The following is a 24859-nucleotide window of genomic DNA, read 5'->3' on the forward strand; positions in this document are numbered from 1 at the left end:
CGGAGCGCGTGGTGAGCCCGGCCACCCCCCGGCGGTTCGGCTGCCCGCGAAGCTGAGGTTAGGCTGTCCTCACTTCAAGCACTGGAGGCATCCCCTCGTGTCCCCGCTTCCCCCCGGCAGCGCCGTCACCGCCCGGCACGTGCTCCGCCAGGCGCTGCGCCGCCAGCGCCGCCCGGTGCTGATCGGCGTGACCCTGCTCGGGCTGCACCAGGTCACCGAGGCGCTCGTGCCGGTGGCGATCGGCGTCATCATCGACCGGGCCGTGGTGACCGGCGACCCGTGGGCGCTCGCGTACTCCGTCGCCGGCCTCGCCGCCCTGTTCACCGTGCTGGCGTTCGCCTACCGCAACGGCGCCCGCCAGGCGTTCGCGGCCGTGGAGCGGGAGGCGCACCTGCTACGGGTGGAACTGGCCGAGCGCGCGCTCGACCCGCGCGGGCACCGCTCCGGCCTACGCGACGGCGAACTGCTCTCGGTCGCCGCCTCCGACGCCGAACTCTCCGCGTACGTGGTCCGGGTGGCCGGCTTCGGCGTCGCCGCGGTGAGCGCGCTGACCGTCGCGGCCGTCGCGCTGCTGGTCATCGACGTCCCGCTCGGACTCGGCGTGCTCATCGGCGTACCGGTGCTGGTCCTGGCGCTGCAACGGATGGCGCCGCTGCTGTCCCGGCGCAGCGCCTCCCAGCAGGAGGCCCTCGCCGAGACCACGGCGCTCGCCGTCGACCTCGTCTCCGGCCTGCGTGTGCTGCGCGGCATCGGCGCCCAGCACCACGCCGCCGGCCGGTACGCCGCCGCCAGCCGGCGCGCCCTCGCCGTGACGCTGCGCGCCGCCAACACCAAGGGCCTGCACCTCGGGCTCACCACCGCCGCGAACGGCCTCTTCCTCGCCGCTGTCGCCGGTGCCGCCGGCTGGCTCGCCCTGCGGGGCCGGCTCACCATCGGTGAACTGGTGACAGTGGTCGGGCTCGCGCAGTTCGTCGCCGAGCCGGTGCAGACGCTGGGTTACTGCGTGCAGTTGTTCGCGATGGCCCGCGCCTCCGCGGCCCGGGTCGCGCGCGTGCTCGGCGCCGAGCCGCTGACCCGGCCGGGCGCCGCGTCCCGGCCGGACCGTACGGACGGGCCGCGGCTCGTCCTCGACCACGTCGGGCACGCCGCGCTGGACGGGGTGTGCCTGCGCGTCGACCCGGGGGAGATCGTCGGCGTGCTGGCGTACGACCCGGCCGACGCGGACGCGCTGGTCGCGTTGCTGTCCGGACGGGTGCCCGCGGACCGGCGCCGGGGCGCGGTACGCGTCGACGGCGTACCCGCCGACGACCTGGACATCGACGCGCTGCGCGGCGCCGTGCTGGTCGAGCCGCACGACGTGACGCTGTTCGAGGGAACCGTGGCCGCCAACCTCGCCGCCGGCCGCAGCACCGACGAGGGACGCCTGCGCGCCGCGGTCCGGGCGGCCGCGGCGGACGACGTGGTGGACGCGCACCCCGGCGGCCTCGGCCACCGGCTCGTCGAGCGCGGCGCCAACCTCTCCGGCGGCCAGCGCCAGCGGCTCGGGCTGGCGCGGGCGTTGCACGCCGACCCGCCGGTGCTCGTGCTGCACGACCCCACGACCGCAGTGGACGCCGCCACCGAGGCCCAACTCGCCGACGGACTGGCCGGCGCGCGCCGCGACGCGCCCCGGGGCACGCTGCTGGTCACCAGCAGCCCCGCCCTGCTGCGGATCACCGACCGGGTGGTGGTGATCGCCGACGGCCGGGTGACCGCCGAAGGGACGCACGAGCACCTGCTGGCCACCGACGCCCGCTACCGCGAGGAGACACTGCGGTGACCGCTGACCCGCGTACCGCCGAACCCGGCCGGGCGTTGCTGCCCACCGCGACCGCCCGGCGGACATGGACGACGCTCGGCGCGGAGTTCCGGCGGCGGCCCGGCCTCAGCACCGCCGCGACCGCCGTGCTCGTCGCCGCCGCCACCGGCGGGCTGGTCGCGCCCTGGGTGCTCGGCCGCCTCGTCGACGACGTCATCGCCGACGCCCCGGTCTCCCGGATCGCCGGCCGGGTCGCGGTGATCGCCGGCGCGGCAGTGCTCACCGGACTGCTCACCGCCGCCGGGGCCGCGCTCGCGTCCCGCCTGGGCGAGACCGTGCTGGCCCGGCTGCGCGAGCGGGTGCTCGACCGGGCGCTGCACCTGCCCTCGGCGACGCTGGAACGGGCCGGCACCGGCGACCTGCTGGCCCGGGTCGGCGACGACGTGGCGGTGGTGACGAACGTGATCGCGGTCAGCGGTCCGGCGTTCGTCGGCGCGCTGCTGTCCGTGGTGCTGACCGTGTTCGGGCTGGTCGCGCTCGACTGGCGGCTCGGCCTCGCCGGGCTGGTGGCAGCGCCCGCGTACGCGCTGGCGCTGCGCTGGTACCTGCGCCGGTCCGCGCCGTACTACGCCCGTGAGCGCGTCGCCACCGGCGAGCGGACACAGGCCATGGCCGGCGCGCTGCGGGGCGCGGCGACAGTGCGCGCGTACCGGACCGAGGACGCGCACGTCGCGGCGATCGCCGAGCGTTCCGGCGTGGCGCGCGACCTGTCGCTGGAGATCTTCAACCTGCACACCCGCTTCGGGCTGCGGATCAACAGGTCGGAGTTCCTCGGCCTGGCCGCGGTGCTCGTCGCCGGGTTCTTCCTGGTCCGCGCCGACCTGGTCACGGTGGGCGCGGCGACCACCGCCGCGCTCTACTTCCACCGGCTGTTCAACCCGATCGGCCTGCTGCTGATGGAGTCCGACTCGGTGCTGCAGGCCGGCGCGAGCCTCGCCCGGCTGGTCGGCGTGGCCGCGCTGCCCGACACCGCCCCGTCCGCGCCGTCGGCGGCCGGGCGGCGCGGCCCGGCGGCGCTGGACGTCACGGTCCGCCGGCACCGCTACGACGACGACGGCCCCCTGGTCCTGGCCGACGTCGAGCTGCGCCTGGCCCCGGGTGAGCGGGTCGCGCTCGTGGGCGCCAGCGGCGCGGGCAAGAGCACGCTCGCCGGCATCGCCGCCGGGATCATCGCGCCCACCGACGGGTCGGTACGCCTGGGCGGCGTGCCGCTGACCGAGCGGGGCGAGCACGCCGTGCGGCGCGACGTCGCGCTGGTCAGCCAGGAGGTGCACGTCTTCGCCGGGCCGCTCGCCGAGGACCTGCGCCTGGCCGCCCCGGACGCCACCGACGCCGAACTGCTCGACGCGCTGGACCGGGTCGGCGCCACCACCTGGCTGCGCGCGCTGCCGGACGGGCTGGCCACGGCGGTCGGCGAGGGCGGCCACCGGCTCACCGCCGCGCAGGCCCAGCAGGTCGCCCTGGCCCGGCTGGTGCTGGCCGCGCCCGCCGTCGCCGTGCTGGACGAGGCGACCGCCGAGGCCGGCAGCGCCGGAGCGCGTGACCTGGACCGGGCGGCGCTGGCCGCCACCGAGGGACGGACCACGCTGATCGTGGCGCACCGGCTCAGCCAGGCGGTCGCCGCCGACCGGATCGTCCTGCTCGACCACGGGCGGATCGTGGAGCAGGGCACGCACTCGGAACTGCTCGCCGCCGACGGCCGGTACGGGCGTCTGTGGCGCTCCTGGAGCGTCCCGGTATGACCGCGCACCGCCCATCGACCCAGGTGAGGGGAACATGACCGACGCGCCGGCCCGCTTCGTGCTCTTCCCGGGGCGGCACCACCTGCTGACCCGGTTCCAGGCCGACTACCTGTGCCGGCTGGCCGGGGACGAGGCCACAGTGGTCTGGGCGGTGACGTCGGCCAACCACGAGAACACCAGACGCAACCCGGTGCCGTACCACCGGCGGGAAGCCGCGATCGAGCGGTTCAGCGTGCTGAGCGGGCTGCGCTCGGTGGTGGTGCCGATCTTCGACACCGCGTACACCGACGCGTTCGCCGAGGTGACGCTGAAATCCATCGCGGTGGTTACCGGGCTCGAACTCACCCCCGCCGACACGCTGCTGGCCTGCTCCACGCCGGAGGTCGCGAAACTGTACGAGCGGCTCGGCTTCCGGATCGCGCCGGTCGAGGCGGACCCGGACCTGCCCGAGCCGCCCGAACGGCCGTGGGACGTGCTGCTGCGCCTGGCCGCCGGGGACGAGACCTGGCGCGCGCTCACCCACCCGGCCACCATCGACGTGTTCGAGCGCTACCGCCTGGTCGAGTCGATCCGGTCGGTGGTGAACGACCCGCTCGTCGGCGACGAGGGCGGCCTCACCGTGACCCGCGACTACCGCACCTACGTGGAGGCGTTCGCCACTGCCGCGCAGCGCAAGTGGGACTCGGTGCGCGGGTACGTGCAGCCCGGCCGCATCGTGGACATCGGCTGCGGCGCGGGCGCGGTCCTGGAGCTGGCCGACCGGGAGGCCGCGCTGCGCGAGAGCGACCTGATCGGCGTGGAGGTCGCCCGCCACCTCTACCAGGAGTGCCTGCACAAGAAGGCGCAGGGCGTGTTCCGCAACGCCAACGTCTACTTCTTCCACCGCAACGTCCTCGGCGGCGCGGTGTTCAAGGACCGCTCGGTCGACACCACGCTCACGTTCGCGCTGACCCATGAGATCTGGTCGTACGGGCGGCAGCGGGAGTCGCTGCTGCAGTTCGCCCGCCGCATCCACGACCACACGGTGCCCGGCGGCGTCTGGATCAACAGCGACGTGTGCGGTCCGGACGACCCCGGGCGGCAGGTGCTGCTGCGGCTGTCGGCCGACGACGGCGACAACCCGGCCGCGCCCCGCCGCGATCTCGCCGAGCTGACCTCGGCGGAGGTCCGGCGCTACGTCGGCGGGCTGTCGACGCGGGCGCGGCTGGACCAGTTCGCCGTCGACTTCGCGTTCGACTTCGACCACGAGCCGCTTCCGGACGGCGCGGTACGCCTGTCGCTGGGTGCGGCGATGGACTACCTGACCCGCAAGGACTACACGGACAACTGGCTGTCGGAGACGCAGGAGCAGTTCTGCGGCCTGAGTTTCGCCGACTGGACGGCGCTGCTCACCGAGGCGGGGTTCGAGATCGGCCCGGCGTCGGCGCCGGTGCGCAACGAGTGGGTGATCGACAACCGGATCGCACCGGTCGCGTCCCTCACCGACCTCGACGGCCGGCCGCTGGACTGGCCGACCACCCACGTCCTCACCGTCGCCCACCGCCCCCGCAACCAGTGAGACCGACGGCGCCCGCCGCTGCCGGCGGGCGCCGTCGCCGCTCACCGGCTCAGCGCGATCCGGATCGCCAGGACGATCAGGATGAGCCCGGTCAGCCGTTCGATCACCAGCAGCACTGACGGCCGGGTCAGCCAGGGCTGCAACCTGTCGATGAGCATGATGTAGCAGGCCCACCAGAGCACGGCGAGGCCGATGAACGTGGCGGCCAGCACCGCCGTGCGGGCCGCCGCCCCGTCGCCGGGCCTGACGAACTGCGGCACGAACGAGACGTAGAAGACGACCACCTTGACGTTCAACAGCTGGCTGGTGACGCCCATGACGAACGAGCGGCGGGCCACGTGGGGCTCGTCGGCGGCGGGGGCCTCCGGCACCGGCGCGGGGCCGGTGTCCGGGTCCGGCCCGGCGCCGCCCGCGCCGACCGGGACCGGCTGCGCCGCCGGGGCCGTCCGGCGCGGCCGGGTGGCCCAGAGGATCGTGCCGCCCAGGTAGAGCAGGTACAGCGCGCCGGCGACGCGCAGCACCGTGTAGAGCGTCGGCGAGGAGACCAGCAGCGCGGACAGGCCGGCGGTGGCGAACGACGCGTGCACCAGCGCGGCGACGAACAGCCCGGCCAGCACCACGAACCCGGCCCGCCGGCCGTACCTGACGGTCTGCCGGGTGACGAGCGCGAAGTCGACGCCCGGCACGATGATGATGAGCAGGCTGGCGGCGACGAAACTGATGATCTGGATGTCAGACACGACGCCGGCTCTCCTGTCCTGCGGCGAGCGCCGGCGCCGCCTCCTCGATGACGGAGACACCGCTGTCCTGGCGTGGCCCGTGCCGGCGCCACTGTTCCCGCAGCCGGATCCGGCCGTCCGGCAGCCGCTCGGGCCGGGACTCGCACTCGCCGACCACTATGGTGCCGTCGGTGAGCACCTCCAGGTAGGCGAAGCGAACCACGCCCTGGGCGTCGCAGGTTCCCGCGAGCCGGCCGTGCCGGACCGGGCCGCCGGTGATCTCCGCCCAGACCAGGTCGCCGCGCTGGTGGTAGTGCCCCCGCAGCGGCTCGGCGCCGTCACCGGCGTGGTCGACGGAGACGAAGACGCGGCCGTCGTAGTCGAATGTCGTCATCGCGCTCACGCCCACCGGGTGCTCACGTAGTCGTCACGGAACCGGCAGACCGTGCGGCCGGCGATCGAGTTCAGGATCATCGCGCTGCGGATCGGCAGAATGCTCAGGTTGGAGTCGACGAGCCCCTGCACGTACCGCCCCCGGTTCAGCACGAAGATCTTGTGGTCGTCGGCGTGCTTCCACCGGATCGAGTAGTCCGACTCGATCACCGGTTCGCCGCGCTCGTCCACGTCGATCAGCGCGGACAGTTCCGGATCGAAGGGGAGCGGGGCGAGCCGCCGGCCCGCCGCGACGATCACGTTCACCGCCCGGTGCCGTTCCTCGCCACTGCCGGCGGTGAGGCACTCCAGCTCCACCTCCCCGTCGAGCTGCCGGGCGCCGGTCACGGTACGGCTCGGCATGATCGTGACCGGGAACCGCCCGGTCCGCAGCCGCTCCTCGTAGTTGTGCTGGTAGACGCCGCGCAGCGTGCCGGGGGAGATGCCGTCGCTGGTCAGGATCTGCCCGGAGACCAGCCGTTCCCGCACGTCCCGGGACAGCGAGAGGAACGCCTCCTGGTAGGCGGGCCGGTACAGGTCGTTCGCCGAGGGGGAGTCCTCCAGCGGCGCGAACCAGGACCGCCGGCCGATCCACTTGATGTCGCGGCAGCCGCGGGCGAGCAGCGCTGCGACGCACTCCGCGCTGGTCTGGCCGCTGCCGATCACGACCCACGGCACGTCCGGCTCGTCGGGCACGCCGGCCAGGCGCCGGTTCAGCTCGTCGGCGACGAACAGGTGCCGGGGGTCGAGGGCGTCCAGGAAGTCCGGTACGAAGGGGACGGTCCCGCTGCCGAGCACCAGGTGCTGGGAGCGGGCGACCTCGACGCCGCCGCTGCGGGTGACTATCGCGCCGTCGAACTCGACCCGGTCGACGCGGGCGCCGTAGGTGATGCGCGGCAACTGCTCCGCCGCCCACACCAGGTACTGCTGGTACTCGATCCGGGGGATGGTGTCGAAACCGGCGCCCAGCAGGGCGTAGACCCGGCCGGTGGTGACCAGGTAGTTGAGGAACGACAGCGGGTGCGTCGGGTCGTAGAGCGAGACCAGGTCCTTGACCCAGCCGGTCTGCATGCGCACGCCGCTGTGCAGCATCCCGTCGTGCCAGCCCGGCTGGTCCCGCGCCTCGAACAGCGCGATGTCGTGCGGCGCGAGCGCGTCGTACATCGCGGCGAGGCTCAGGTTCGCCGGCCCCGCGCCAATTCCCACTGTGTGATAGGTCTGCGTCATCAGTCTGCCTCTGTGTCTAGCCGTGCGGGACACGGATCGCGGATCGGGAGTTCAGCAGGGCGGTGGCGGCGAGCCGGCTGGCGGCCAGGACGGTCTTGGCGGCGCCGCCGCTGCCGCCGGTGAAGGTGTGCACGGCGCCGGCCACTGCGCGCAGTGCCAGGCCGGGCGGGTCGCTGTAGCAGTCGACGGCGCTGACCGGCGGGCCGTCCGGGCGCGGGTCCAGGCCGGGCAGCCGCCGCGCGGCGACCGCCCGCACCCGAGCCGCCAGGCCGGAGTCCGGCGCGGGCGCGGGCGGGTCGACGTCCCAGCGGTCGCTGGGCAGCCCGAGAAGGACACGCCCCGGACCGGCGGGCCGCCCGTACAGGCCGCTCGTCTCATCGACGAAACACGGCAGGTCGGCCCGGCCGGTGCGGTGGTGGGCGTACTGGATGTGCTTGGTGCGCAGCGTGCTCGGCAGCCCGGCGGCGCGCAGCAGGCCCGGCGTCCAGGCTCCGGCCGCCACCACGACCAGGTCACCGGTGAGGCGGCGGCCGTCGCGCAGGTCGACCGCGCCGTCGCCGAGGCGGGCCACCGGCGTGGTCTCGGTCCGGTCCAGGCCCCGCAGGACGCTGCGGCGCAACCGGTCCGGGTCGAGGTGGCCGGCCCGGCGTTCCCAGACCCCCACCGTGCCGTCCGGGAGCCGGTCGAAGCCGAACCGCCGGGAGACCTCGTCGCGGGTCAGCACCTCGGCTCCGGCCACGCCGGCCGCCGCCCCGGCGTCGACGGCGTCGAGCAGGTAGAGCGAGCCGGTGGCCCGCCACCCGGCGGCCGCGGCGAGCGCCGGGTCGTCCCACAGCTCGGCGAGGCTCGCGGTGGCCAGGGCCCGGGCGGCCGGATCGGGCTCGAAGGCGCGTGCCAGGCCACCGGAGGCGGCGGTGGCGTCGGCGTGCCCGCCGCCCGGACCGCCGCCGTGCGGGCCGACCAGCACCGCCTCGGCGCCCGCGTCCCGCAGCCGCCGGGCGAGCAGGACACCGGCGAGGCCGGCGCCGACGACGAGCACGCGGGGCTCACCCACCGGAGGCCGCCGGTTCCGCGCCGCCGACGACGTCGAGCAGGCGGGCCGCCCGGTCCGGGTCACCGGGGTACGCGGCCAGCGCCGCCCGGACGACGGTGGCGCTGTCGAAGTGCGCCGGGCGCAGGGCCTGCTCGCCCCGGGTCAGCTCGACGTCGGCGAGCACACCGTCCAGACCGGGTACGGCCCCGGCGCGCGTGGCGGCGTAGCGCGCCTTGAACGCCTCGTACGCCTCGGGCCGGAAGTCCGACTCGTAGCTGTCCGGCCGGTCCCAGCTCAGGAACGCCCGCACCACGGCCGGGTCCTCGTCGGCGAGGAACTCGTGCGCCCAGATCGCGTGCCCCCGGCTGGTGGAGAACTTCGCGCCGGTGAGCCGGTAGAACTCGTTCACCACCAGGCCGGTCGGCCGGTCGGGCAGCCCGGCGGCCAGGTGCAGGGCGGGGATGAGCAGCGCGTAGTAGAAGGCGTTGTCCACCCCGAGGAAGATCCACTGCTCGTCCACGTCCTGCCACGCGTCGAGGTACCCGGCCAGGGTGTCCGCGTCCGGCCGCAGGTGGCGGGCGGGCAGCAGCAGGTTCGCCAGGGCCATCTCGGCCCAGACGTCGATGCGCAGGCCGTCGTCCCACTCGATGCCCCAGTCCGTCGGGTACGCCAGCGGCACCTCCGGCAGCCCGCCGTCGAGGTACGACGCGACGAGCCGGCGCAGCCGGGGCGGTAGCACCGCCCCGGACCAGAACCCGGCGAGCCGTTCCCGGTGCTCGTCCAGCCGCAGCACCGGCACCGTGTGGGTGACCGGCTCCGGTGGCGCGTCGCAGCAGGTGGACCGCGCGTCGACCAGGTTCGCGGCGCTGCAGAAACCGCCGCACCCCTCGCAGGTGCCGCCGTTCGCGCCTGCCCCGCAGGCCGGGCAGCGCCCCGCGACCCGCACGTGGTGCAGGGTCCGCCGGCAGGCCGCGCAGGCGCGCAGCGACACCGGCGCGACCTCGACCACCTTCGCCTCGACCAGTTCGGTGAGCAGGCCGGCCACCGCCCGGCGGTACGCCTCGTCGGCCAGTGGGTCGGCCATCACGTCGTACCGGATCCGCGCGGCGCGCAACGCGGCGTGGATCAGCGACCCGTAGCGGGCGACCGTGTCGGCCGGCGTCTCGCCGTTCGCCTCCGCCCGGGCGAGCACGTAGTTCTGGTGGGCGTCCAGCCCGCACTGGGTCACCACCCGCCGGCCGGCGGCGCGCAGCGCGCGGGCCGCCACGTCCCCGGCGACGTACGGGCCGCTGAGGTGCCCGAGGTGCAGCGGACCGTTCGGGGTCGGCGGCGGGGTGACCAGGAGCACCGCGCCCCGCCCGGCCGGATCGTCAGCCACGGCCGGTCCCGTCGCCCGCGTCCGGCCGGCCGGTCTCGGGGCGCGGCATCCAGTAGACGCTCAGGATGGTCAGCGGCTGCTCGGGGGAGGGGTTGTGGATGACGTGGCGCTGCTCGGGTTCGAGCAGGATCACCCCGCCGGTCGGCACCTCGACCTTCTCGCCGCCCGCCTCGTAGATGGCGGTCCCGCGGGTCACCACGGCGAACTCCACCTCGGGGTGGACGTCCTCGGTGCTGCTGCCGCCGGGCGGGATCACGCACCACATGGCGTCGAACGGCAACGGGCCGAGATCGCGGTACTGGGTCCAGCGGCCGATCTGGATGCCGTACTCGTCGGTGAGCTCGGCGGTGTCGCTGACGTACCTTCGCATGTTCGTCCTCCTGGTCGGCGCGATGCCCGTCGGGCGCGCCGGACGGATCTGGGTTTGCGGAGAGTGACCGGAAGTGGTGCTTCTGCGACGCAGAGCCAACCGCCTGCCGGAGTGGCAATTCGACTTCGGTCGATAGCGTCGGACCCACTGTGGACCTAACCTCGGCTGGCCAACAGGAGCTACACCGGCAGATCACCGGCAATGGCGCTACTGATTGCCCGCTCAGTGGCCGCGCAGCGGTGGTCCGCCTGTACGAATCCACCAGAACCGGTACGGAGACGACGCTGTGATCGGCTACATGGATACGTTGGGTGACGAAATTGCTACCGCTCGGCGACGAGCCAACCTGACTCAGGAGGAACTGGCCGCCCGCACCGGGCTGAGCGTCCGGAGCATCCGCAACCTGGAGTCGTCGCGGGTGACCCGCCCGCGCCCGGCGACAGTGCGGCTGCTGCGCGACGTGCTCGGCCTGCCGGCACACCCGGCGCCGGCCCGGATCCGCCCCATGCAGTTGCCGCTGGAGATTCCCGGCTTCACCGGCCGTTCGGCACAACTACGGCAACTCGACCGGCTGCTCGACGGCGGACCGCGGCGGATGTCCAGCGTGGTGGTCTGCGTCCTGTCCGGACGCTCCGGGATCGGCAAGACGGCGCTGGCGCTGCGCTGGGCCCACCGGTCCGCCGCACGGTTCGTCGACGGGGTGCTGCACGTCCAGCTCGGCGGAAGCGACTCGCGCCGGCCGGCGGTGGCGCCAGCGGAGGCGCTCGCCAGCCTCATCGAGGCGCTCGACGTGCCCGGCGGCATTCCCTGCGGTCCGGCCGCGCGCACCGGGCTGTACCGCAGCGTGCTCGCCGGGCGCCGGATGCTCATCGTGCTCGACGACGCGCGCGACGCCGAACAGGTCCGGCCGCTGCTACCCGGTGTCCCCGGCTGCATGGTGGTGGTGACCAGCCGGGACCGCCTCACCGGACTGGTCGTCGGCGAGGCCGCGCGTCCGGTCGTGGTGGACGAGCTGGCGGCCGGTGAGGCGTGGGAGCTGCTGGCGGCCCGTCTCGGCGAGCGTCGCCTCACCGCCGAACGCGAGGCGGTACGGCAGATCATCGCCCACTGCGCGGGGGTGCCCCGGGCGCTGGCGGTGGTCGCCGCCCGCGCCGCCGTCGCGCCCCGGCTGCCGCTGGCGGAGGTGGCCCGCCAACTGCGGTAGGGACCGGCGGACCGGGGCGCGGGCGCCCCGGTCAGCGCCGGTCGGCGCGGGTGCCGGCGCGGGCGGCCACGTGGGCCGGCACCGGCGCGGTCGGCGGGAGCGCCGGGTCGGTCACCGGCTGCTCCCAGCGGGCCACGAGCGGAAGCTCGCCGGCCCAGAGTCCGAGCGCGGCGTCCGGGCTGTCGCCGTCGTCCGGCGGGCCGCTGCGCGTCTTCACCGACGCCTCGGCCAGCGGCAGCGCCAGCAGGGCCGTGGCCGCCAGCTCCCGCCGGTTCGGGCGGCGGGCGTGGTCCCACTGGCCAGGGGCGACGTGCTCGGTGAGCAGGCGGAGTCCGTGCAGCTTCTCCTCGGTGCCGGTCACCCACCGGGGCCGGCCGTAGATCATCGCGCTGCGGTAGTTGACGCCGTGCTCGAACACCGAGCGCGCCAGCACCAGGCCGTCGACCACGGTGACCGTGACGCAGACGTCGGTGTCGGTGGTGAGGCTCCGGCTGGCCACCGAGCCGTGCAGGTAGAGGTGCCGGTCGTCGAACCCGTAGACGGTCGGCACCACCATCGGGTGACCGTCCACCAGGACGCCGAGGTGGCAGACGAACCCGGCCCGGAGCACGTCGAACAGGGCGGCGCGGTCGCGGTGCCCCTTCTCCTTCATCCGGCGCAGGCTCGTGCGGGGCGTCGCGGACAACTGCCCGTCGGCATCGGTCATAGCTGATCTCCCGTCGGTCCCGCCGTTTCTACCGGGCCGGACGGCGCTCCTCAAGAGGGCCGGCGGGGGCGACCCGGTCAGGTCGGCGGGTGCTCGCGGCAGCCCCGCGGTCGCCTGCTCAGCGGACCTTCCTCGTCGGTCGCTTACGAGGCGGCGTCAGCAGCTCGGCGATCGCCGAGATCGCGGACGGCACCAGACGGTAGTACGCCCACACACCCCGCTTCTCACGCTCGATCAGACCGGCCTCGGTGAGGATCCGAAGGTGATGGCTGACGGTCGGCTGGGAGAGCCCGAGCGGCGCGGTGAGGTCGCTGACGGACGCCTCGCCCTCCGGAGCGGACTGGATCAGGCTGAGCAGGCGCAGCCGGGCCGGGTCGGCCAACGCCTTCAGCACTCCCGCGAGGCGTTCGGCATCGGCACGCTTGATCGGCTCGCCGGTCAGCGGCGAGATGGCAGGGGTGGCAGTTTTCGCAGTTCCCACGCTTGCATCGTTGCATCAACGGCCGCCGCATGCCTGTGCAACCAGGACCGGATCATGGTGAGTCGCACGACAGGGGTGTCAGGCGGTGGGGCGCAGGTCGGCGAGCAGCCGTTCCACCCGGGCGCGGATCTCGTCCCGGATGGGGCGTACCGCGTCGACGCCCTTGCCCGCGGGGTCTTCCAGCTTCCAGTCCTCGTATCGCCTGCCCGGGAAGACGGGGCAGGCGTCACCGCAGCCCATGGTGACGATGACGTCCGAGGACTCCGCCGTCTCGTACTCCAGGCGCTTGGGGGTCTGGTCGGTGATGTCGATGCCGACCTCCCGCATGGCCTCGACGGCGGCGGGGTTGACCTGGCCGGCGGGCGCGCTTCCGGCGGAGCGGACCTCGACGGTGTCGCCGGCGAGGTGGCGCAGCCACCCGGCGGCCATCTGGGAACGGCCGGCGTTGTGCACGCAGACGAACAGGACGCTGGGTTTGTCGCTCATCGGGTCTCCATGATCCTGATGGTTGCCGTGACGTGCCGCGGCGCGGTCGGGGCATCTCATGGCCGGGTTCCCGGCGCGGGGAACAGGCGGGCACGGGCCCACAGCGACACGTAGACCAGGCCGACGAGAACCGGGACCTCGATCAGCGGGCCGACGACGCCGGCGAGGGCCTGGCCGGAGGCGATCCCGAAGGTGCCGATCGCGACCGCGATCGCCAGTTCGAAGTTGTTGCCCGCCGCGGTGAAGGCCAGGGTGGTGGTGCGTTCGTAGTTCAGGCCGATGGCCCGGCCGAGCAGGTAGGAGCCGGCCCACATGAGGGCGAAGTAGGCCAGCAGCGGCAGGGCGATGCGGGCCACGTCGACCGGCCGGTCGGTGATGGCCTCACCCTGCAGGGCGAACAGGACGACGATGGTGAACAGCAGTCCGTACAGGGCGACGGGTCCGACCCTGGGCAGGAATCGCCGCTCGTACCAGTCGCGGCCCCTGGTCCGTTCGCCGAGGCGGCGGGACAGGTAGCCGGCGAGCAGGGGGATGCCGAGGAAGACGAGCACGTTGCCGGCGATCTCCCAGCCGGAGACCTGCAGCGCGGCGCCGTCCAGACCCAGCCAGCCCGGCAGCACCGACAGGTAGAACCAGCCGAGCAGGCCGAACGCGAGGACCTGGAACACCGAGTTGACGGCGACGAGGACCGCTGCCGCCTCCCGGTCGCCGCAGGCCAGGTCGTTCCAGATGATGACCATCGCGATGCAGCGGGCCAGGCCGACGATGATCAGACCGGTGCGGTACTCCGGCTGGTCGGCCAGGAACATCCAGGCCAGGGCGAACATGACGGCGGGACCGACGATCCAGTTGAGGATCAGCGACGAGACCAGGAGGCGCCGGTCACCGGTGACGGTGTCGAGGCGGTCGTAACGGACCTTGGCCAGTACCGGATACATCATGATCAGCAGGCCGAGGGCGATGGGCAGGGAGATGCCACCGACCTGGACGGCGTCGAGAGCGTCGTCCAGGCCGGGAACGATCCGGCCGAGCAGCAGGCCGGCGACCATGGCCAGGCCGATCCAGACCGGCAGGAACCGGTCGAGGCGCGAGAGGCGTGCCACCAACGGTGGGGCGTGTTCGGCTCTGGTGGCGGTGCTCATCGGTCTGCTCCCGTGGATCGTCGGTGCCGGCGCGTGCGCGTCGGGTGGGGTCGCCCTGTGCCGGGCGGCTGCGTCGGGCGCCCGCAGACTGAGGCGGTGATCAGGCCGGCTTCCCGCAGGGTGCGGCGGTGTGCGGGGCGACGCGATCGACGCGGTCGGCGAGGTCGGCGTAGGCCGCCTCGAACGCTTCGTCGGTGTCGACGCGGGCCGGGTCCGGCACGGACCAGTGCAGGCGGGGGCGGACCGGCCCGGTGAGTTCCTCGTGGGCGTTGTCGCAGACGGCGATGACCAGGTCGCCGTCCCGGACGACGTCGTCGACGTGTGCGGTGCCGGCCGGGCCGAGGTCGAGGGCGTAACGGTGGGCCACGGCGAGCGCGCGGGGATGGACCCGCGGCGCCGGCCTGGTGCCGGCGGATGCGGCGTCGCCGTTGGCGCGCTGCCTCCACAGCGCCGCGGCCAGTTGCGAGCGGGCGGAGTTGTGGGTGCAGACGAAGATGACCCGATGCGCGCCCGCCAGTGGTGGCGGCGTGAGGGCGGAGAGGGCGGCCGGTCGGAGTCGAAGGTAGATGCGTCGCCGATCGCCCTCCGACCGGCCCCGGACGACGAGGCCCGCGTCGGCGAGGACCTTGACGTGATGGGCGACCAGGTTCGTCGGCATGGCGAGGGTGTGTGCGATCTCCCCGGGTGAGGCGTCGCCCAGGGTGAGCGCGTCCACGATGGCCAGGCGGGCCGGGTCGCCCAACGCCGCATGGATCCGCGCGCGCTCGACCAGCGAGTAAGACTCAATGTCCATTGACTCAATAATTTCTGATTAATCTGGAGGCGTCAAGCCGCGCGGCCGGATCCCCCGGGAGCGCGAGTCGCCGCGCGGTGGTCTACCGCTGCGCCGCGGCGGTCGGCTCGATCGACAGCAGGCCGGCGAGCTGGCGCAGGATCTGTGGCCGCGCCCGGTAGTAGACCCACGTGCCCCGCCGTTCGGCGTCCACCAGGCCTGCCTCGCGCAAGGTCTTGAGGTGATGAGAGATCGTCGGCCCGGTCAGGTCGAACGCCGGCGTCAGGTCGCACACGCAGGCCTCGCCGCCGTCGGCGGAGGCGATCATCGACATCAGCTGCAGCCGTACCGGATCACCGAGGGCCTTGAACGCGGGCGCGAGGATCGCGGCCGTCTCTGCCGGGACCCGGCGCTGCGCCAGTGGGGGGCAGCACGGCGCGTCGGCGTCGAGGTCGACGAGGGGGATCGGCGCTTGGCGCTTCGGCATGCCTCTAGGTTGACATCCATCTAATCAGCGTGCAACTCTCTGTTTAGACATATGTCAAGACAAGGTGCTCCCAGGAAATGAGGCTCGTCATGTTCGGCTTCCCGCGTCGCCGGCCGTCATCCGTGGCAGGGGTCCGGTTCTGCGACTCCTGCGCCCGGGTGTCCACTCCCGCGCAGAGGATCGCCCGCCTCCGCGACCGCGCCCGCACCACCGCCTACGCGCTGACGGCACCCCGCTGAGAAGCGGGACCGCTGCCCTGCGGATCGCCCGCTCCGGCGCCTGCTAGGCTTCCATCGTCAATCGGCGATTAACGATGGAGGGAGAGATGATGGGGGACCTCCTCGACCGCGACACCGCGCAGACCTATGCCTCGTGGTTCCGGGCCCTCGCGGACCCGACGCGGGTGCAGGTGGTGGAGTACCTGGCCCGCCACGCCCGGCCGATGAGTGTGGGGGAGATCGTCGCCGCCGTCGGGCTCGCCCAGTCCACCGTCTCCCAGCACCTGAAGATCCTCACCGAGGTGCGGTTCGTGCTCGTCGAGCCGGTCGGCACCGCACGCCACTACCGCATCAACGACGCCTGTGTCGGGTGCTTCCCGTCCGCCGCCGACGTCGTCATGGGTCGCCCGGCCCCCGATCCGGTCGGAGCCTGCTGAGGCAGGCGTCACCCGCACCTCTTGATCCGCCATTCTCAACACCGAGGAGTTCCCGATGAGTGTCCTGGACGAGTCGCCCGTCGTGGTGATCGGCGCGGGCCCGGTGGGTCTCGCCGCCGCCGCCCACCTGCACGAGCGTGAGCTGCCCTTCCTCGTCCTGGAGGCCGGGGACACCACCGGCGCGGCGGTGCGGCAGTGGGGGCACGTGCGGCTGTTCTCCCCGTGGCGCTACAACGTCGACCCCGCCGCCCGCCGGCTGCTCGACGACGCCGGCTGGGTCGCCCCGGTCGAGGATGCCCTGCCCACCGGCACCGAGCTGGTCACCGACTATCTCCAGCCGCTCGCGGACCTGCCGCAGCTCAAGCCCCACCTGCGCTACGGCGCGCGGGTGGAGGCGATCAGCCGGCTCGGCCTGGACCGGCTGCGCACCGCCGGCCGCGAACAGACGCCGTTCCTGATCCGCCTCGCCGACGGCGGCGAGTTGCTCGCCCGCGCCGTCATCGACGCCTCCGGCACCTGGGGCACCCCCAACGTCCTCGGCGCCTCCGGCCTGCCCGCCCGCGGCGAGACGGACGCCGCGGCGTTCCTCGAGCACGCCCTGCCCGACGTGCTCGGCAGCGGCCGGGACCGCTTCGCCGGCCGGCACACCCTCGTCGTCGGCGCCGGCCACTCCGCCGCGAACACCCTGCTCTCCCTGGCCGAGCTGGCCACCGCCGAACCCGGCACCGAGGTGACCTGGGCGATCCGCTCGGCCAGCCCCGCCCGCACCTACGGCGGCGGAGACGCCGACGCCCTGCCCGCCCGCGGCGCGCTCGGCGCCCGGCTGCGCGACCACGTCGACGCCGGCCGGATCAGGCTGCTCACCGGATTCTCCGTACACGCCCTCACCCCGGCCGAGGGCCGGGTCACCGTGGCCGTCCGGCACGCCGACGGCACCGACGAGTCCGTCACCGTGGACCGCGTCGTCGCCGCCACCGGCTTCCGCCCCGACCACTCCATCGCGGCCGAGCTGCGCCTGGACCTCGACCCGGTCATGGGAGCCACCCGCGCCCTCGCCCCGCTGATCGACCCGAACGAGCACTCCTGCGGCACCGTCCCGCCGCACGGCGCCGCCGAACTCGCGCACCCCGAGGTCGGCTACTACGCCGTCGGCATGAAGAGCTACGGCCGCGCGCCGACGTTCCTGATGGCCACCGGCTACGAGCAGGTCCGCTCCGTCGTCGCCGCTCTCGCCGGCGACTGGGACGCCGCCCGCGACGTCCAGCTCGACCTGCCCGAGACCGGCGTCTGCAACAGCAACCCCGCCGACTCCACCGGCGCGGACAGCTGCTGCGGCCCCGACCCGGCGGCCACGCCGGCCGCAAAGGGGCTGGCGACCGGAATCTCCGGGGGCCTGCTCTCCGCGCCGCTCAGCCTGGTCAGCCTCGACACCCCGACCAACGGCGAGACCGGCGGCTGCTGCACCAGTTGATGACCACCACGACGGCGCCCGCCGGCCCCACGGCCGGCGGGCGTCACGGGTGGCGCCTCGTCGCCGCCCTCGCCGTCACCAGCACCATCGGATACGGCACCCTCCATCGCCTGCTGGCCGCGGTCACCACCGCCCGCCTTCTCGCCGCCGCCGCGATGCGCTCGGTAGGGAGCGGACAGCCCTAGCCGAGCAGCGTCCGCAGCGCCCCGGCGAGGCCGGCGCCGGCGGTGACCGGGTGGAGGAAGGACAACCGGATGTCGGCGTGACCGTCCGGCCGCTCCGCGCGCAGCACGATGCCCTCGGCGTCGAGCGCGACCGGGACCATCCGCGTCGCGCCGGCGCTGACGGCGCTGTCGACGAGCGCACCGAGCCGGTCCAGGAGGTCGCCGTGGCACCGGGTCAGGTGCGCGAGGTGGGCGGCCTCGTCGACGGCGATCGGGTCCGGGCGGGCGGCACGGTACGTGCCGAGGTCCACCGTGACGGGTTCGGTGGCCCGGTCGAGGAGGATCTCGTCCGGCTCGATCGCCCACAGCGCCACCGGCGGCAGGTCGAGCAGCGACATCACGGTGGCCGGGTCGCAGGCGTCGAGCGCGGCCGGATCGAAGCGGCGGGCGGTGCCCAGGATCCGCAGCCGGTCCCGCACCCGCGAGCGTACGGCGACCGGAGCGAGGTGGGTCACGTCCACGCGTACCGCACCGCGGTGACCGCGCGCGGCCACCAGCAGGCCGCCGGTGCGGCTCATCGCGTCGACCGCGAGGACGATCGTGCCGTCGGGGAGGACTGCGTGGGCGGACAGGAGGTCGGCGGTGGTGTCGCCGAGCGTCAGCCGCAGCGACGAGGCAGCGCTCAGCACGCACCGGGCGGCGACGGCGTCGCGGGGCGTGGAGGTGACCGGAGACGGCCCGGCGGCGACCGGGGTGACGCCGGTCGACGGGGCCGGGCGCCCGGCGGGGTGCAACGCCATGTCTGTCTCCTCGGCCGGAAGGGGTGAAGTCGGCCCAGGTCAGACGGTAGTAGGTAAGGCTTACCTGTGCAACGGCGGGTCGGGTGCCGGAGACGCATACGGGTCACGACGGTGACCGTCGTGACCCGTACGGGCGTGGGTGTCCGCTTTGTTAGGCGGGCTGGTAGGTCAGGCAGTCGCTGACGGTGGCGCCGGGGCCCACCGTGATCGACTCGGCCGTGCAGGCGAGGTTGGTGTTGAACACGCACTCGGCCCGCGCGCACGCGCCCACCGCGCCGGTGACCTCCGCGATCCCGCCGCTCATCGACGACTCGACGAACGTCGCGCAGGACGCCGCGTCGGCGCTCGCCGCCACGGTGATCGCGGGCGCGTGACAACCGTTGTCGTTGAAACTGCACGCCGTGGCGGCGCACTCACGTACCGGCGGAGACTGCAACAGCGTCTTCATGGTGCCTCCAAGTCATGCGGGCCGGCGGTGCGACGGCCGGCCTCGTGGTGCTCGAATGCCATTCGGTATTAGCCCTGCGAGCGGGGCTTCAAACCTGTCCGCCCGAAGTGAGGATCATGCTCACCATAGCAGCGGAATGCGGCGTCGGCGGCGGTAAACCGTCGATCCCGCGCGAACTCCCGGGCGGGCGAAGATGAGGCTACCTTTGTAAGGAAAGCCTTTGTTTGCCGGTGCGAGGTGGGCGTGCGCTGGCCCCGTCCGCGCTGGTCCGAGCGCAGGGTGCGGTCCGGCGAACGGCCTGGAGCGCGCCGAGGGTCATGCGCCGGATCGGGGAGGTGAATTGATGTGCGGAAATCGGCGCTCCGGAGCCGGGAATTGGTTTCGCCGCCCGGGGCGGAAATCGAATTTCCGCAGCGCCGGTTCCGTACACGGAATTGTGCGCCCGCGCCGGTCGGCGGCGGTGGGTCGGCCGGGGGTCCGCGTCGTGCCCGTGCGCCGGGCTGTCGTCCGCGCGGGCCGCCCGGGGCGGGGGCCCGCGGGGTGGCGGGCAGGATGGCACCCTGAGCGGGCCGGGGCGCCGGTCCGCGCCGGTCGGACCTGGCAGGATCCCCGGGCGGACAGAAGGTGAGGCGGCGTGGTCGAGGGGTGGCACGGCTGGTTCGGCACGATCAACGGGGTCGTGCTCGTCACGGTGGCCGCGCTGCCGTTGGCCGCGCTGGTGGTGTGGCTCCTCGCGCGCCGGCGCGGCGGCGGGCCGGCCTGGCGGCTGTCGCTGGCCGAGGTCGGCATCGTCTACGGGACCGTGCCGTGGGTCTGGATGATCATGCTCCCGGGGGACGGCGTCGGTGTGGTTCCGGGCCGGGTGAGCCTGGTGCCGCTGCGGGACCTGCTGACCGTCCTCGCGAGCGGGCCGCTGACGGTGACGGTCCAGATCGTCGGCAACCTGCTGGTGTTCGCGGCGCTCGGGTTCTTCGGCCCGCTGCGGTTCGCGGCGCTGGCGTCGGTGCCGCGGATCCTGGCGCTCGCGGCCGGTTGCTCGGTCCTGGTCGAGGTCGCGCAGTACGTCCTGCGGCTGGACCGGGTGTCCTCGGTGGACGACGTCCTGCTCAACACCGCCGGCGCCGGACTGGCCGCGCTGGCCTCGCGCCGCTGGTGGCCGGCCCCGGCGTCTCCGGACCGGCCCCTGCCGGTGCCGGCGGCGAAACGCTGAACGGCCCGGATACGGCACGATGGGCCGGACCTCACGGCCCGGCCCATCGCGTCAGCGCGTCAGGTCGACGCGTTCACCGTCCGGTCAGCACAGCTTCTTCGCCAGAGCGGTGGTGGCGCCACCGCTCTCGTACGAGACGAGCAGCGAGGTGCCGGCCGGGAGCGACCCGCTCAGCGGCAGGACGAGCGTGCCGTCCTTCCGCAGGCTGGCCTGGGTCTGCGCCACGACCCGGCTGCCGTCCCAGACGAAGACCCGGGCGGTGCCGGCCTTCTTCACCTGGAGCTGCACCGAGACCTTGTTGGCGGTGCGGGTGACCTTCTTGAGCTTCACCGTGTTGTCCGCCAGCTTGGCGTAACCACCCGGTGCGACCCCGTCCGAGACGGACTGCAGCAGGGTCTGCGGCGAGTCCACGCTCAGCGCCGCGGTGTCGGGCATGATCGGAGCCTTCGGCGCCGACGGCTGCGCCGGCAGGCCCGGCAGGAGCGCGTTGCCCCAGCGCCACGGGTCGGCCCGCACGCCGCTCCAGGTCGACCAGCCGACCCGGGTCTGCGAGCTGAGGTCCTGCGTGTCCGAGTCGTTGACCAGGATGTTCAGGCCCATCCGGCTCGGGTCGATGGTGTCCGGCAGCACGCTGAACGGAATCTTGACCTCGATCCGGTAACCCGTGTACGGGTTGCTGGTCACCACGGAGGCGATCTCCACACCCGGCGCGGTCTCCGGGCCGCCCTGGTGGTTGTCCCGCTCCCGGGCGAAGCACGGCGGGTTCCCGTTGGCCGGGTCGTTCGTGGCCGGGAAGAGCGCCATGTTGAACACCGTGGAGGTGTTCGCCGAGTTGCCGCGCGGGTCGATGCCGAACTCGATGTTGTCGTTACGCCGCGGACGCTTGCAGTCCTCCGGCGGCAGGACGGTGCCGAGCACGTCATCGGTGATGTTGAAGATGGCGTACAGGGCGTCGTCGGTGTGGGTCAGCTGGGCGGTGCCGGAGATGTCCGACGCCGGGGCGGCGGTGCCCTCCCAGCGGGTGGAGATGTCGATGACCTCGCCGGTGTACTCGTGGTCGTGCCCGTGACCGTCCACCGTCGGCGCGGTGGTGGCCTTCGGGATCGTGGTGGTCGGGACCAGGTTGAACGCGCCCGGCTCGGTGGCGCTGCCACCGACGTAGCTGGTCTCGATCTGCACCCGGTAGGCGCCGTTGTCCGGCGCCCGGTTGGCCGTCGGCAGCGACGTGTCGGTGTTGCTGACGGTGAACGTCACCGAGGTGGTGGCGCCCGGCCGCAGGCCGCTGTACGGCACCTGCTGCTCGGCCACCGAGAAGCCGGCGGGAACGTTCAGCTTGACCGAGCCGGACTCGACCCGGGTGCCGTGGTTGGTCAGGTTGACCTTGACGCTGCGGGTGCCGCCGCTGGGGATGTTCAGCAGGGACTCGATGAGCGCGTCGAGCTGCTGGGTCTTGTTCCGCACGGTCCAGGCGCGGAAGTCGGCGATCTCCTCCAGCGGCTCCAGGGTGCCGCGCACCGGAGCGGTGCCCTGCACCTGGGCGCTGCTGACGCCGCTGCCGTCCTTCTTGCTGGTCAGCGTGGCGTTGAGCCGGAAGCGGGTGCCCACCTCGACCTGCGCGGGCGGGGTGACGGTGAAGGTCTTCACGACCTCCTTGCCCGGGGTCAGCGTGCCGACGTTGCCGTTGCCGCTGACGCTCCAGCCGGCCGGGACGTCCAGGGCGACCTTGGCGCCCGGGATGGCCTTCTCGGCGTACAGGACGGTGTCCACCTTGATGGGCTGGCCGCCGACGGCCTCCCAGGTGCGCGGACGCACGTGGACCTCGGTGCCGAGCGGCAGGCCGCCCGGGGCACGCAGGGTGGCGCCCTGCAGCGCACCGGTGCCGGCGCCCACGTTCGGGTCCGGGTACGGCGTGCGGGTGTCGATCAGCGTCAGCCGGTTACAGCCGATGGCGTCCGGGTTGGTCGTCGGGAAGGAGCTGTTGCCCCAGCCCTGCGACACGTACTCCCGGCGGGCCCAGGTCTGGACCGTGTTCCACCGGTTGCCGTCGTGCCGCGCCGACTCGTAGCCCTGCCAGGTGCCGAAGATGACGTTGCTGGCCTCGGCCGGCGTGAACGTGGTCTCGCAGGCGGGGCCGTTGGTGCCGGTGGTGCCGCTGCCACCGGTCTGGAAGATGCGGGAGACCCGCCAGGGCTTGAGCCCTTCCTTCTTGATCTGCTCCGGGAACGCCTTCGGGTCGGCCGCCGCGTAGAAGGCCTCCACGGCCAGCATGGCCGCCTTCTGGTGGTTGCCGTGGTTGCCCTGCGTCGCCGAGGGGTTCATCGTGAGGATGACCTCGGGCTTGGTGGTCCGCAGGACCCGCACGATCCGGGACAGCGTCTCCTGGTGGCCCCAGACCTCCTCGGTCAGCGGGGCGCTCGCGGTGTACCAGAAGTCGAGCGCGTCCAGGTTGTAGATGTGCTCGACGCCGGCCCAGCCGACGGCCTTGCGCTCCTCGGCCTCCCGCAGGATGCCGAGCTCCGGGCCCTCCTCGAGACCGGTGGCGTTGCCACCGCCCTCGCCGCGGGTGGTGGTGATGACGCCGGCCTTCATGCCGTGATACTCGTTCCAGTATCCGAGCATGCCGAGCTGGCCTGCCTCGTCGTCCGGGTGCGCGCCGATGAACATGATGTCCAGGTCGACGGGCTTGTCGGACTTCTTGGCCTGTGGCTTCGGTGCTGCGTTCTGGGGGTTGGCCTGGGCCGGAGTGGCCAGGCCCAACGACAGAAGACCGCACATGGCGATCGCTGCCGTGGTGCGCCATCTCATGGGCATACCTCTTCGTCTCGAAGCGAGAGTGCTGCGGCTGGGGGACGGGTCACGGGCCCGGCGCGCGCCGGGTCGTGACGCGGACAGCTGTCCATTGAGGACTGTTGGGTCCTCGCTGGTCGTGGTGCTCGACAACGGGGTGATGGTGTACGCGCACCGTCACGGCGTGAGCGGTGCACACGGTGGCGACGGATCGGTCCACCGGAAGGCCTTCGGGCCGTAACCTAGGGATCTTGCGGAGGCGTCGTCAATAGGCCCGGACGACTTTCTTCCTTATTCGAAGAAACAATCCCCGCAGCTCAGTGGCCCGGCTGCTCGGCCTGCATCAGCCGTAGGGGGCGCTTTGCCCGACTTTGGGCACCCAATGTGGACGCGAGGGCCCGGTTTTGCGTGCCATGTCGGGGTGGCCTGGCGCGTCCGGCTTGCCACTTCCCAAATTTCCGCTGGCCGGAGCTCCGAGATCATCTCGTTACTTGACGTCTCATTTTTTTCACACTAGGAAGAAAGCGTGTCTGACAAAGCCCCGACCAGCCCGGTCAGCCGTGAGCGGTCCCGTGAGATCAAGCGTCTCTCGGTGATCTTGGCCGCCCGGCAGGCCCGGCGGCTGTCCCGAGTGGACCTGGCCGAGATGACCGGCCTCTCGGCGGCCACGGTCACCGCGCTCGTGCGGGAACTCGTCGCCGAGGGCTACCTCATCGAACGCGGGCCCGGCGCGCCCACCACCGGCCGGCCCCGGGAGATGCTCGAGTTCAACCCCCGCGCCGAGCTCGTCGCGGCGGTGTCGCTGGAGCCACCCCGGATCAGCTGCGAGATCGCCGACAGCGAGGGCGCGGTCATCGCGCACCGCGTCGCGCGGCTCGGCGCGAACGTGGTGGAGACCGTCTGCGAGTTCGTCCTCGACCTCGTCGGCGACAACCTGCCCTCGCTGCGCGGCGTCGCGATCGCGGTGCCCGGCGTCTCCACCAACGGCGCGGTACGCCTCGCGCCGTCGGTCGGACTGGTCGAGGCGTGGCCGATCGGCGAGTCCGTGCAACGGCGGCTCGGCGTACCCGTGGTCGTCGACAACGACGTGAACCTCATGGCCGCCGGCGAGTGCGTCGCCGGCGCCGGCGCGGACGTGGCGAACCTGCTGCTGATCCACGTCGCCGAGGGCATCGGCGCCGGCCTCGTGCTCGACGGCAAGGTCCGCCGGGGCGCCAGCGGAGCCGCCGGCGAGGTCGGCTTCCTGCCGCTGGGCGGCACGACCGAGCGTCGCTACAGCGGTGTCGGCGACTTCGAGGCCCGGTGGTCGGTGAACGCCATCGCGGAGCGGGTCGTCGCGCTCAACCCGGGCCGCCGGCCCGAGTCACCGGTACGGGAGCTGAGCCGCCTCGCCGCGACGTCTGCGCCCGCCCGCGAGTACCTCGACGAGGTCCTCGGCGCCTGGGCCGGGCTCATCCTCTCCTGCGCCTGCGTCGTCGATCCGGGACTGGTGCTGCTCAGCGGCGCCGCCGCGGAACTGGACGACGCGGCCCTCGACCAGCTTCAGACCCTCGTCTCCGCCCGGACCCCGGCCCCCACCGAGGTACGCCGGGCCACCCTCGGTGACCAGGCAGTGCTGCACGGAGCGATCAGCTACGCGCTCTCGGCCGCGGTGCCCCGCCCCTCGCTTCCCTGACCACCACCCGACCCCGGCCCCCGACGACCCCGACCCCGACACCCACCCACCACA

At 73.4% G+C, this 24859-nt stretch carries 24 protein-coding genes; 9 read left to right on the forward strand and 15 right to left on the reverse strand.

The genetic code is table 11. The annotated features are described in order from the left end of the window. Positions 1 to 97 precede the first annotated feature (97 nt). The 3 genes from KBX43_RS01015 to KBX43_RS01025 are packed head-to-tail and all read left to right on the forward strand — an operon-like array spanning position 98 to position 5158. Positions 98 to 1819, forward strand: a complete 1722-nt coding sequence (locus KBX43_RS01015) for an ABC transporter ATP-binding protein (protein ID WP_069088387.1) — start codon at positions 98 to 100, stop codon at positions 1817 to 1819. Then, positions 1816 to 3600, forward strand: a complete 1785-nt coding sequence (locus KBX43_RS01020; protein ID WP_210882406.1) for an ABC transporter ATP-binding protein — start codon at positions 1816 to 1818, stop codon at positions 3598 to 3600. Before KBX43_RS01015 ends, KBX43_RS01020 begins: the two co-directional genes overlap by 4 nt. Before the next feature lie 34 nt (positions 3601 to 3634). Next, positions 3635 to 5158: a class I SAM-dependent methyltransferase gene (locus tag KBX43_RS01025; protein ID WP_210882408.1), complete on the forward strand. Its 1524-nt coding sequence runs from the start codon at positions 3635 to 3637 to the stop codon at positions 5156 to 5158. 41 nt (positions 5159 to 5199) lie between these two features. Here the strand turns inward: KBX43_RS01025 and KBX43_RS01030 are convergent, their stop codons facing one another. The 6 genes from KBX43_RS01030 to KBX43_RS01055 are packed head-to-tail and all read right to left on the reverse strand — an operon-like array spanning position 5200 to position 10317. Beyond that, on the reverse strand, positions 5200 to 5898 hold the full coding sequence (locus tag KBX43_RS01030) for a LysE family translocator (RefSeq protein ID WP_210882410.1): 699 nt from the start codon (positions 5896 to 5898) through the stop codon (positions 5200 to 5202). Then, positions 5891 to 6271 carry a hypothetical protein gene (locus KBX43_RS01035; protein WP_233607666.1) on the reverse strand — a complete coding sequence of 127 codons (381 nt, stop codon included), beginning with the start codon at positions 6269 to 6271 and terminating at the stop codon, positions 5891 to 5893. The genes KBX43_RS01030 and KBX43_RS01035 overlap by 8 nt, the downstream gene beginning before the upstream one ends. Before the next feature lie 5 nt (positions 6272 to 6276). Continuing rightward, positions 6277 to 7536 carry a lysine N(6)-hydroxylase/L-ornithine N(5)-oxygenase family protein gene (locus KBX43_RS01040; RefSeq protein ID WP_104112319.1) on the reverse strand — a complete coding sequence of 420 codons (1260 nt, stop codon included), beginning with the start codon at positions 7534 to 7536 and terminating at the stop codon, positions 6277 to 6279. Between the two features lie 16 nt (positions 7537 to 7552). Further along, positions 7553 to 8590 (reverse strand): FAD-binding oxidoreductase, encoded by a 1038-nt coding sequence (locus KBX43_RS01045; protein WP_210882412.1) that lies wholly within the window; start codon positions 8588 to 8590, stop codon positions 7553 to 7555. After that, complete coding sequence (locus KBX43_RS01050; RefSeq protein WP_210882420.1) at positions 8583 to 9947, reverse strand: class I tRNA ligase family protein; 1365 nt, start codon at positions 9945 to 9947, stop codon at positions 8583 to 8585. The genes KBX43_RS01045 and KBX43_RS01050 overlap by 8 nt, the downstream gene beginning before the upstream one ends. Then, a complete protein-coding gene (locus tag KBX43_RS01055; RefSeq protein ID WP_166456215.1) occupies positions 9940 to 10317 on the reverse strand; it encodes a cupin domain-containing protein in 378 nt (125 codons plus the stop codon). The genes KBX43_RS01050 and KBX43_RS01055 overlap by 8 nt, the downstream gene beginning before the upstream one ends. A gap of 298 nt (positions 10318 to 10615) precedes the next feature. Here KBX43_RS01055 and KBX43_RS01060 point away from each other — a divergent pair, with 298 nt between their 5' ends. Beyond that, the gene (locus tag KBX43_RS01060; protein WP_247677023.1) at positions 10616 to 11521 is read left to right on the forward strand and encodes a helix-turn-helix domain-containing protein; all 906 of its coding nucleotides are present in this window, start codon (positions 10616 to 10618) and stop codon (positions 11519 to 11521) included. Positions 11522 to 11552: 31 nt separating this feature from the next. Here KBX43_RS01060 and KBX43_RS01065 read toward each other — a convergent pair whose 3' ends face one another. The 6 genes from KBX43_RS01065 to KBX43_RS01090 all read right to left on the reverse strand — a co-directional run bounded on the left by KBX43_RS01065 (position 11553) and on the right by KBX43_RS01090 (position 15595). Beyond that, positions 11553 to 12227, reverse strand: coding sequence for a pyridoxamine 5'-phosphate oxidase family protein (locus KBX43_RS01065; protein WP_069088392.1), 675 nt, complete (start codon positions 12225 to 12227; stop codon positions 11553 to 11555). 118 nt (positions 12228 to 12345) lie between these two features. Then, entirely contained in the window at positions 12346 to 12708 is a 363-nt protein-coding gene (locus KBX43_RS01070) for a helix-turn-helix transcriptional regulator (protein ID WP_043323144.1), read from the reverse strand. Between the two features lie 78 nt (positions 12709 to 12786). Next, a complete protein-coding gene (locus KBX43_RS01075; protein WP_210882423.1) occupies positions 12787 to 13194 on the reverse strand; it encodes an arsenate reductase ArsC in 408 nt (135 codons plus the stop codon). A 56-nt stretch (positions 13195 to 13250) separates the two neighbouring features. Beyond that, positions 13251 to 14336: an ACR3 family arsenite efflux transporter gene (gene arsB / locus KBX43_RS01080; protein WP_113972990.1), complete on the reverse strand. Its 1086-nt coding sequence runs from the start codon at positions 14334 to 14336 to the stop codon at positions 13251 to 13253. A 100-nt stretch (positions 14337 to 14436) separates the two neighbouring features. Beyond that, entirely contained in the window at positions 14437 to 15129 is a 693-nt protein-coding gene (locus tag KBX43_RS01085; protein ID WP_210882425.1) for a helix-turn-helix domain-containing protein, read from the reverse strand. 82 nt (positions 15130 to 15211) lie between these two features. Then, positions 15212 to 15595 (reverse strand): metalloregulator ArsR/SmtB family transcription factor, encoded by a 384-nt coding sequence (locus tag KBX43_RS01090; RefSeq protein WP_064445568.1) that lies wholly within the window; start codon positions 15593 to 15595, stop codon positions 15212 to 15214. A 328-nt stretch (positions 15596 to 15923) separates the two neighbouring features. Between KBX43_RS01090 and KBX43_RS01095 the strand changes: the two genes are divergently transcribed. The 3 genes from KBX43_RS01095 to KBX43_RS01105 are packed head-to-tail and all read left to right on the forward strand — an operon-like array spanning position 15924 to position 17906. Next, the gene (locus KBX43_RS01095; protein WP_369799347.1) at positions 15924 to 16250 is read left to right on the forward strand and encodes an ArsR/SmtB family transcription factor; all 327 of its coding nucleotides are present in this window, start codon (positions 15924 to 15926) and stop codon (positions 16248 to 16250) included. A gap of 55 nt (positions 16251 to 16305) precedes the next feature. Then, on the forward strand, positions 16306 to 17721 hold the full coding sequence (locus KBX43_RS01100; protein WP_210882434.1) for an NAD(P)-binding domain-containing protein: 1416 nt from the start codon (positions 16306 to 16308) through the stop codon (positions 17719 to 17721). Further along, a complete protein-coding gene (locus KBX43_RS01105) occupies positions 17721 to 17906 on the forward strand; it encodes a hypothetical protein (RefSeq protein WP_104112324.1) in 186 nt (61 codons plus the stop codon). The genes KBX43_RS01100 and KBX43_RS01105 overlap by 1 nt, the downstream gene beginning before the upstream one ends. Here the strand turns inward: KBX43_RS01105 and KBX43_RS01110 are convergent. Both KBX43_RS01110 and KBX43_RS01115 read right to left on the reverse strand, forming a co-directional pair. Continuing rightward, entirely contained in the window at positions 17903 to 18685 is a 783-nt protein-coding gene (locus KBX43_RS01110; protein ID WP_064445571.1) for a hypothetical protein, read from the reverse strand. The genes KBX43_RS01105 and KBX43_RS01110 overlap by 4 nt on opposite strands. A gap of 151 nt (positions 18686 to 18836) precedes the next feature. After that, a complete protein-coding gene (locus KBX43_RS01115; protein WP_064445572.1) occupies positions 18837 to 19133 on the reverse strand; it encodes a DUF1540 domain-containing protein in 297 nt (98 codons plus the stop codon). A 634-nt stretch (positions 19134 to 19767) separates the two neighbouring features. Between KBX43_RS01115 and KBX43_RS01120 the strand changes: the two genes are divergently transcribed. Next, positions 19768 to 20343: a VanZ family protein gene (locus KBX43_RS01120; RefSeq protein ID WP_064445573.1), complete on the forward strand. Its 576-nt coding sequence runs from the start codon at positions 19768 to 19770 to the stop codon at positions 20341 to 20343. Between the two features lie 84 nt (positions 20344 to 20427). Here the strand turns inward: KBX43_RS01120 and KBX43_RS01125 are convergent, their stop codons facing one another. Beyond that, positions 20428 to 23148: a sugar-binding protein gene (locus KBX43_RS01125; RefSeq protein ID WP_210882447.1), complete on the reverse strand. Its 2721-nt coding sequence runs from the start codon at positions 23146 to 23148 to the stop codon at positions 20428 to 20430. Positions 23149 to 23656: 508 nt separating this feature from the next. Between KBX43_RS01125 and KBX43_RS01130 the strand changes: the two genes are divergently transcribed. Next, positions 23657 to 24805 (forward strand): ROK family transcriptional regulator, encoded by a 1149-nt coding sequence (locus KBX43_RS01130; RefSeq protein WP_043323169.1) that lies wholly within the window; start codon positions 23657 to 23659, stop codon positions 24803 to 24805. The last annotated feature ends 54 nt before the right edge of the window (positions 24806 to 24859 follow it).

It is taken from the genome of Micromonospora sp. C41 (assembly GCF_018070485.1).
GTDB classification, from domain to species: Bacteria; Actinomycetota; Actinomycetes; order Mycobacteriales; family Micromonosporaceae; genus Micromonospora; species Micromonospora chalcea.

Coding starts and splice junctions, on each gene's coding strand:
- KBX43_RS01025 (WP_210882408.1), top strand. CDS start 3,635: ATGACCGACGCGCCGGCCCGCTTCGTGCTCTTCCCGGGGCGGCACCAC.
- KBX43_RS01035 (WP_233607666.1), bottom strand. CDS start 6,271: ATGACGACATTCGACTACGACGGCCGCGTCTTCGTCTCCGTCGACCAC.
- KBX43_RS01040 (WP_104112319.1), bottom strand. CDS start 7,536: ATGACGCAGACCTATCACACAGTGGGAATTGGCGCGGGGCCGGCGAAC.
- KBX43_RS01055 (WP_166456215.1), bottom strand. CDS start 10,317: ATGCGAAGGTACGTCAGCGACACCGCCGAGCTCACCGACGAGTACGGC.
- KBX43_RS01060 (WP_247677023.1), top strand. CDS start 10,616: ATGGATACGTTGGGTGACGAAATTGCTACCGCTCGGCGACGAGCCAAC.
- KBX43_RS01065 (WP_069088392.1), bottom strand. CDS start 12,227: ATGACCGATGCCGACGGGCAGTTGTCCGCGACGCCCCGCACGAGCCTG.
- KBX43_RS01075 (WP_210882423.1), bottom strand. CDS start 13,194: ATGAGCGACAAACCCAGCGTCCTGTTCGTCTGCGTGCACAACGCCGGC.
- arsB (WP_113972990.1), bottom strand. CDS start 14,336: ATGAGCACCGCCACCAGAGCCGAACACGCCCCACCGTTGGTGGCACGC.
- KBX43_RS01085 (WP_210882425.1), bottom strand. CDS start 15,129: ATGGACATTGAGTCTTACTCGCTGGTCGAGCGCGCGCGGATCCATGCG.
- KBX43_RS01090 (WP_064445568.1), bottom strand. CDS start 15,595: ATGCCGAAGCGCCAAGCGCCGATCCCCCTCGTCGACCTCGACGCCGAC.
- KBX43_RS01095 (WP_369799347.1), top strand. CDS start 15,924: ATGGGGGACCTCCTCGACCGCGACACCGCGCAGACCTATGCCTCGTGG.
- KBX43_RS01100 (WP_210882434.1), top strand. CDS start 16,306: ATGAGTGTCCTGGACGAGTCGCCCGTCGTGGTGATCGGCGCGGGCCCG.
- KBX43_RS01105 (WP_104112324.1), top strand. CDS start 17,721: ATGACCACCACGACGGCGCCCGCCGGCCCCACGGCCGGCGGGCGTCAC.
- KBX43_RS01110 (WP_064445571.1), bottom strand. CDS start 18,685: ATGGCGTTGCACCCCGCCGGGCGCCCGGCCCCGTCGACCGGCGTCACC.
- KBX43_RS01115 (WP_064445572.1), bottom strand. CDS start 19,133: ATGAAGACGCTGTTGCAGTCTCCGCCGGTACGTGAGTGCGCCGCCACG.
- KBX43_RS01125 (WP_210882447.1), bottom strand. CDS start 23,148: ATGAGATGGCGCACCACGGCAGCGATCGCCATGTGCGGTCTTCTGTCG.